This window comes from Vibrio minamisatsumaniensis (assembly GCF_050337445.1).
Classification (GTDB): Bacteria; Pseudomonadota; Gammaproteobacteria; order Enterobacterales; family Vibrionaceae; genus Vibrio; species Vibrio artabrorum.
In genome coordinates, this window is the sequence record NZ_JAKJSY010000122.1 from 1 (window position 1) to 7,038 (window position 7,038).

6 protein-coding genes, 5 tRNA genes and 2 rRNA genes are annotated in these 7,038 nt (G+C 43.4%); 3 read left to right on the forward strand and 10 right to left on the reverse strand.

Going from position 1 to position 7,038, the window contains the following annotated elements; all coding sequences use genetic code 11:
* From L4B77_RS18865 to L4B77_RS18885, 5 genes are all read right to left on the reverse strand, one after another.
* Window positions 1-541: GTP-binding protein (locus L4B77_RS18865; RefSeq protein ID WP_429752321.1), on the reverse strand; the 541-nt coding region annotated here is incomplete at its 3' end.
* Between the two features lie 94 nt (window positions 542-635).
* Window positions 636-711 (reverse strand) — tRNA-Thr (locus L4B77_RS18870).
* Window positions 712-724: 13 nt separating this feature from the next.
* Window positions 725-799, reverse strand: a tRNA-Gly gene (locus tag L4B77_RS18875).
* Window positions 800-838: 39 nt separating this feature from the next.
* Window positions 839-923, reverse strand: a tRNA-Tyr gene (locus L4B77_RS18880).
* Window positions 924-968: 45 nt separating this feature from the next.
* A tRNA-Thr gene (locus L4B77_RS18885) sits at window positions 969-1,044 on the reverse strand.
* A 210-nt stretch (window positions 1,045-1,254) separates the two neighbouring features.
* On the opposite strand from L4B77_RS18885, the gene coaA reads away from it, so the two are divergent.
* Window positions 1,255-2,178, forward strand: a complete 924-nt coding sequence (coaA, locus tag L4B77_RS18890) for a type I pantothenate kinase (protein WP_429752323.1) — start codon at window positions 1,255-1,257, stop codon at window positions 2,176-2,178.
* A 7-nt stretch (window positions 2,179-2,185) separates the two neighbouring features.
* On the opposite strand, the gene birA is transcribed toward coaA, so the two are convergent.
* Window positions 2,186-3,151: a bifunctional biotin--[acetyl-CoA-carboxylase] ligase/biotin operon repressor BirA gene (birA, locus tag L4B77_RS18895; RefSeq protein WP_429752325.1), complete on the reverse strand. Its 966-nt coding sequence runs from the start codon at window positions 3,149-3,151 to the stop codon at window positions 2,186-2,188.
* Window positions 3,148-4,194, reverse strand: coding sequence for a UDP-N-acetylmuramate dehydrogenase (gene murB, locus L4B77_RS18900; protein WP_429752327.1), 1,047 nt, complete (start codon window positions 4,192-4,194; stop codon window positions 3,148-3,150). Before murB ends, birA begins: the two co-directional genes overlap by 4 nt.
* Before the next feature lie 66 nt (window positions 4,195-4,260).
* On the opposite strand from murB, the gene L4B77_RS18905 reads away from it, so the two are divergent.
* Together L4B77_RS18905 and pssA are read left to right on the forward strand one after the other, a co-directional pair.
* On the forward strand, window positions 4,261-4,704 hold the full coding sequence (locus L4B77_RS18905; RefSeq protein WP_429752330.1) for a GNAT family N-acetyltransferase: 444 nt from the start codon (window positions 4,261-4,263) through the stop codon (window positions 4,702-4,704).
* 79 nt (window positions 4,705-4,783) lie between these two features.
* Window positions 4,784-6,124, forward strand: coding sequence for a CDP-diacylglycerol--serine O-phosphatidyltransferase (gene pssA, locus L4B77_RS18910; RefSeq protein ID WP_429752329.1), 1,341 nt, complete (start codon window positions 4,784-4,786; stop codon window positions 6,122-6,124).
* A 266-nt stretch (window positions 6,125-6,390) separates the two neighbouring features.
* On the opposite strand, the gene L4B77_RS18915 is transcribed toward pssA, so the two are convergent.
* The 3 genes from L4B77_RS18915 to L4B77_RS18925 all read right to left on the reverse strand — a co-directional run.
* Window positions 6,391-6,467, reverse strand: a tRNA-Asp gene (locus L4B77_RS18915).
* Window positions 6,468-6,511: 44 nt separating this feature from the next.
* Window positions 6,512-6,627, reverse strand: a 5S ribosomal RNA gene (gene rrf / locus L4B77_RS18920).
* Window positions 6,628-6,762: 135 nt separating this feature from the next.
* A 23S ribosomal RNA gene (locus L4B77_RS18925) occupies window positions 6,763-7,038 on the reverse strand; the annotation flags it as partial.

Genomic DNA, 7,038 nt, shown 5'->3' on the forward strand with positions numbered 1-7,038 from the left:
CGTTTAGTGCGCCAAGTGCAGAACCTTGGATAACTGGTAGGTCATCACCTGGGAAGTCGTATTCAGAAAGAAGTTCACGAACTTCCATCTCAACTAGCTCTAGAAGCTCTTCGTCATCAACCATGTCACATTTGTTCATGAATACGATGATGTAAGGGATACCAACTTGACGACCAAGTAGGATGTGCTCACGAGTTTGAGGCATAGGGCCATCAGTCGCAGCAACAACTAGGATACCGCCGTCCATTTGTGCAGCACCAGTGATCATGTTTTTAACATAATCCGCGTGTCCTGGACAGTCAACGTGTGCGTAGTGACGTGCAGGAGTATCGTACTCAACGTGAGAAGTTGAGATTGTGATACCACGCTCGCGCTCTTCTGGAGCGTTATCGATAGATGCGAAATCTTTAGCAACACCGCCGTATACTTTTGCAAGAGTAGTACAGATAGCAGCAGTTAGAGTTGTTTTACCGTGGTCAACGTGGCCGATAGTACCAACGTTTACGTGCGGTTTCGTACGTTCAAATTTTTCTTTAGACATGGGGTGTCCCTCTAGGTACGGATTAGGTGGTTTAAAATAAGACCACGCAACCAAAAAAATAGTTGTCTTTATTAAAGGAGAAGAAGCTTTAGACTGGTGCTAATACCCAGAGTCGAACTGGGGACCTCACCCTTACCAAGGGTGCGCTCTACCGACTGAGCTATATCAGCACACAAAATGAGTTGGAGCGTGCAGCGGGAATCGAACCCGCATCATCAGCTTGGAAGGCTGAGGTAATAGCCATTATACGATGCACGCAACACGTAACTCTGTTTGAGCTATTTAACCTTTAGAATATGGTGGAGGGGGACGGATTCGAACCATCGAAGGCAGTGCCGGCAGATTTACAGTCTGCTCCCTTTGGCCACTCGGGAACCCCTCCAAATTTTGAACTTCCTCTCGCTGACCTTATCGATAAGGGAGAAAGTGGTGCCGACTACCGGAATCGAACTGGTGACCTACTGATTACAAGTCAGTTGCTCTACCTACTGAGCTAAGTCGGCACAAGTGGGGCGCATTTTATTGAATGATTTTCCACCTTGCAATAGTAAATTGAAAAAAAATGAAAAATTATCTTCTCAAATTCCTATACACAGCTATTTAGCTCAAGGTTTACACCTTTAACCTACATCTAGTACAGGAAGATATTTTATTTATCTAACGCTTGATGTATTTTCCATGCTCTTGTTTTGTCATTCACTATAGAGTTTTGTATGAGTCCATATATGTCATTCGACCGAGAACGTTGGTCTGAGCTAAGGAATTTAGTTCCGATGACACTTTCTGAAAGCGACTTAAAAGAGCTGCAAGGCATCAATGAAAAGCTCACTATGGAAGAGGCAGTAGAGATCTACTTGCCGCTATCTCGTTTATTGAACCTCTATGTGGCAGCCAGACAGAATAGAAACTCGGTGCTCCACCAATTTCTAGATAAGAAAGAAAAAGCGCCGCCTTTTATCATCGGCATTGCGGGTAGTGTTGCCGTTGGCAAAAGCACAACGGCTCGTCTGCTTAAAGCCCTACTCTCTCGCTGGGAGAACCATCCAAAAGTTGAGTTAGTGACAACCGATGGCTTTTTATATCCGAATGAGGTGTTAGAAAAGAAAGGGTTAATGGGTAAGAAAGGGTTTCCTGAATCCTATGATATCAAACGGTTAGTCAATTTCGTTTCAGATGTCAAAGCGTGTAAAAGGAATGTCACTGCACCAGTTTATTCTCACCTCACCTACAACATTACTGATGATGTAAAATGTGTCGATCTGCCTGATGTGCTGATTATTGAAGGGCTAAACGTCTTGCAAAGTGGTATGAATTATCCGCATGAACCACATCGTGTATTCATATCCGATTTTCTCGATTTCTCACTCTATGTCGATGCGGATAGCAAACAAATAAAAGAGTGGTATATCAATCGTTTCATGAAATTTCGGGATGGAGCATTCACTAAGCCAGGCTCTTACTTTCATCATTATACTCGACTCTCAAACCAAGCGGCATTGGATAAGGCGGAAGGAATCTGGAGTTCAATCAATGGCTTGAACCTAGAGCAAAATATCCTTCCAACAAGAGAAAGGGCTCACTTGATTCTACGTAAAGGCGCTGATCATATGGTTGAAGAAGTGTTACTCAGAAAATAATAACGCTTTAATCCCCTTTTCTTAGTGATATCTCGCCACCGATATAACTTTCGATGCCGTTAGCCGTTTTGAGTAATATAGCACCTTGTGCATCGATCCCTTGTACGATACCTTCAATTTCCCTAGGTCCAATGATAAGTCTTACATTGCGACCTAAGAAATTATCTAAACGATTCCATTGAGTTACAAAGTTAGACATCCCTTTGAGTTCGTAATCAACAAGTGTTTTATTCCATGCGTTAATCAAAGCTTGTGCAAGGTGATTTCGATCAGGTACTTGCCCATCACACACTTTTTTTAATGAAGTCCATGGCTGCCCAATACCGGATATGGTGGGATCCATGGATAGGTTAAGCCCTAAACCAATCACAATATGAGCAGCACCACCAGATTGACCTGACAACTCGACTAAAATTCCTGCGAGCTTCTTGTCATTGTGGTAAAGGTCGTTCGGCCACTTCAGCTTAACACCTTCAATACCCATCTCTTCCAAAGCTTCAACAACAGCGACACCAACCACAAGGCTAAGACCCATAGCGGCAGCCATGCCAGCATCAAGCCTCCAGTACATCGAAAGATAGAGGTTAGCACCAAATGGTGATACCCACTCCCGTCCGCGACGACCACGACCTGCTGCTTGATATTCAGCTATACAGACTGAACCTGAAGAGAGATCTTGGGTACGTTCTAATAGATACTGGTTCGTTGAACCTATGATTGGAATGAGTTCAAGAGAAGCATCATGGCTAACAGCAGACAATCGATCTTGATCAAGCATATCTAGACGATTGGCTAATTTATAACCCTTGCCTTGTACTCGATAAACATCTAAGCCCCAGCCTTGAATCCCTTTAATATGCTTACTTATCGCCGCTCGAGATACACCGATCATTTCACCTAGGTCTTCACCTGAATGAAACTCACCGTCAGCAAGGCATCTCAATAGTGCAAGCTTGGTACTGTGCTCTCTCATGCCAATGACTCCAAAGCCTTATCTAGGTTTGTCTCGCAGTCTCGTCCCATAAAACGCACTTCATGTTCCAATCGAATATCGAATTTATTCAAGACGGACTGGCGCACGCGCTCTGCAAGCTTAAGAATATCCACAGCAGAAGCCTCATCATAATTAATAATAACCAATGCTTGGTTGGGGTGAACCTGTGCACCACCTTCTGTCACACCCTTGAACTGGCATTGATCAATCAACCAACCAGCAGCGACTTTGATCATGTCATTACTCTCATAACCAATAATGTTTGGGTATAGAGCTAACAGGCGATCAAAGTGATCTTTGATGATCACAGGGTTTTTGAAGAAGCTGCCTGCATTACCTTGTACTCTAGGGTCTGGCAGCTTACTTGAACGGATAACACACACTTCGTCAAATATAGTACGAGGAGAGAGCGTATCGGCTGCTAGGCTTTTTAACGGGCCGTAGTGATTACATGGCTTCCACTCTTTCTTTAACGCTAAACCAATAGCCACCACAATCGCTTTACCGTAGAGAGCGTGTTTGAAAATAGAATCTCGGTAACCAAAGAGACACTCTTCCTTGCTTAATCGCTTAACTGTATAAGTATCCAGACATAGGATATCGACATAATCACAAACATCTTGTAACTCAACGCCATACGCACCAATGTTCTGAATAGGAGCTGAGCCTGAACAGCCAGGGATCATTGCTAAATTTTCTAGACCACCCAACCCCTTATCCACACTCCACTCAACCAAACTTGGCCAATCCTCACCACCACTTACATGCAGTAGGTGATGGCTGTCCGTCTCAGTCAGCTCAATCCCGGCTAATTTATTCACAATGACCAGGCCAGCGAAGTGCTCAGTAAAAAGCATATTGCTACCCTTACCCAGTATTAACTTGGGTAAAGCTGACCATTTAGGATCTTTATAAAGCGAAATCAGTTCTTCGATTGTGGTGACTTCAACCAACGCATCACACGTCTGATCGATAGAAAAAGTATGAACATTTTTTAAACTAGCATTGAGATGGAATTGCATGACGATATTCAATTAATTTACACTGCAGCCATTCTACAGCAGATAAACCAATGGCGCAGTGACAGAATGAACAATGTCATCATTACTCAACTAGAGCCTATCAAGGTTCCTTTAGTTAAACGTTTCTATAAAGAGCATTACCCAACAGGGAAAGCCAATAAAAGTGAATTGATCTTTTCATTATTGCTAGATGACGAGCTGTGCGGTGTCGTGCGTTTTCGTACAATAGAAAATAATCGCTTGCTGACTGGAATGGCGATATCAAAACAACATCGTGGTAAGCAATTAGGCTCCCAGCTTATGGATTATTGTGCGCAACATACGCTTACGGAAGACGACTACTGCTTTGCGTACACTCATCTCATCAGTTTTTACACTCGACACCAATTCGTACAAGTAGACCCTAAAGATCTGCCAAACGGTTTAAGAGTTTTATACGAGCGCTATTCGAATAGCGGAAAAGATCTCATTCCTATGCATTATCAGAAAAATTGTCACAGAATGCCCTGATTATCTAGTATTTAAGGCTAACCCTTTGGTAAAATTAAAGGTTAGCAATTTTGCATATTTTTAAGGTAAAACAGTCAATATGATTGCCAGTAGGAATCCATTCATACAGTTGCCAACCATAGCGCAGAATCCTGACAAGTTTGAAGTACTACTATCAGCGCAAGAGTTTCGAACTCGCCTACTTGATGAGATATCTCGCGCAACGACTCGTATTAGTTTAGTCGCTTTGTATCTTGAAGATGATGAGGCTGGCCGTGAGATCCTAACTGCCTTATATGAAGCAAAGCAAAATAATCCAGCATTAGACGTGAGCGTTTGTGTTGATTGGCACCGAGCACAGCGCGGATTGATTGGCGCAGAGTCTTCTGAAGGCAATGCAGCCATGTATAAAGAGTTCGCAGAAAAATATCAGTATTCTGTACCTGTCTATGGCATTCCTGTTCGCGGCAAAGAAGTCTTTGGCGTGTTGCACTTAAAAGGCTTTATCGTCGATGACACCGTGATATACAGCGGTGCAAGCCTTAACAATATCTACCTGAATTACCATGACCGCTATCGCTTTGATCGTTACCACGTTTTAAACAACGCAGCGCTTGCTGACTCAATGTTTACGTACGTGCACGAACAGATGGTTGCGGACAGCGCTGTTTATGACTTGGCTGACAAAAATAAACCAATGACTAAAGAGTTAAAACCAGCGATTCGCCAGTTCCGAGCTTTGCTAGCACGATCTCAGTATCAATTCGATGGTCAAGAGGTTTCAACAGACCAAGTTGCTATAACACCATTGGTCGGTATCGGTAAGAGACGTAACCGTCTGAATCAGGGAATCAATCAACTCGTAGCGCAAGCTAAAGATGAAATCTTTATCTGCACGCCATACTTCAACTTCCCACCGAGCCTCGCTAAAGAAGTGAAGAAAGCGCTTAAGCGTGGCGTAAAGGTCAGCATTGTTGTTGGCGATAAAACAGCTAATGATTTCTTTATTTCGCCAGAAGAAGAATTTAAAACAATTGGTGGTTTGCCATACCTTTACGAATTGAACTTACGTCATTTCGCTAAAGCCAATGAAGCTCATATTGCTAGCCGAAATCTATCAATTCGACTATGGCAACACGATTCAAATAGCTTCCACCTAAAGGGGATTTGGGTCGATAAACGCTATATGCTGCTAACGGGTAATAACCTAAACCCTCGCGCATGGAAATTAGATCTAGAGAATGGCATTTTTATCCAAGACAACTACCACCACCTAACAGACAAGTTTCAGGCTGAAGTGGATAACATCCTTCAACACACTCAGCTTATCTGTACTTATAAGCAGTTAGACAAGGTAGAGAGCTACCCGATGGAAGTTCAGAAGTTGATTCGCAAGATCACTCGGGTAAAAGCCGACAGAATACTCAAACAAATACTGTAATCGATGTATTAGAAAATACTATTTATCAACGCCTAGCAAACGCTAGGCGTTTTTGTATCTATCAAACATACAAAACGACCATATATTTCTCTCAAACGAGACCAATCCTTTTCGATAGACATACAGAGCCAAATAAATAGATAAATAACTAGGGTCAATGTGTATAAGCATACTGCGGAGGAGGACTCTTCGCTTGTTCAATAGCGAAAACTCTATGTATCAAACGTAAAAAAGCCTCGCTATTGCTAGCGAGGCTTCTTAATAAGTGGCGGAGTGGACGGGACTCGAACCCGCGACCCCCGGCGTGACAGGCCGGTATTCTAACCAACTGAACTACCACTCCGCAGTGGAATACTTGTCGTCGCTGACAAGTGTTCATAATTTAAAGCCTGGCGATGTCCTACTCTCACATGGGGAAGCCCCACACTACCATCGGCGCTATTGTGTTTCACTTCTGAGTTCGGCATGGAATCAGGTGGGTCCACAATGCTATGGTCGCCAAGCAAATTTTGCTTTTACTTTCAGTTTTTTAAAAACTGAAGGCAAAATAATCTGGAAAACTGATTTAAAAGTCTATCTCTTCAAACGCATTCAAGGTCTGGTCTTTCTTTGAGCCCACAAAACCCCTTGGGTGTTGTATGGTTAAGCCTCACGGGCAATTAGTACAGGTTAGCTCAATGCCTCGCAGCACTTACACACCCTGCCTATCAACGTCGTAGTCTACGACAACCCTTTAGGACACTTATAGTGCCAGGGAAAACTCATCTCAAGGCTCGCTTCCCGCTTAGATGCTTTCAGCGGTTATCGATTCCGAACTTAGCTACCGGGCAATGCCATTGGCATGACAACCCGAACACCAGAGGTTCGTCCACTCCGGTCCTCTCGTACTAGGAGCAGCCCCTTTCAATTTTCCA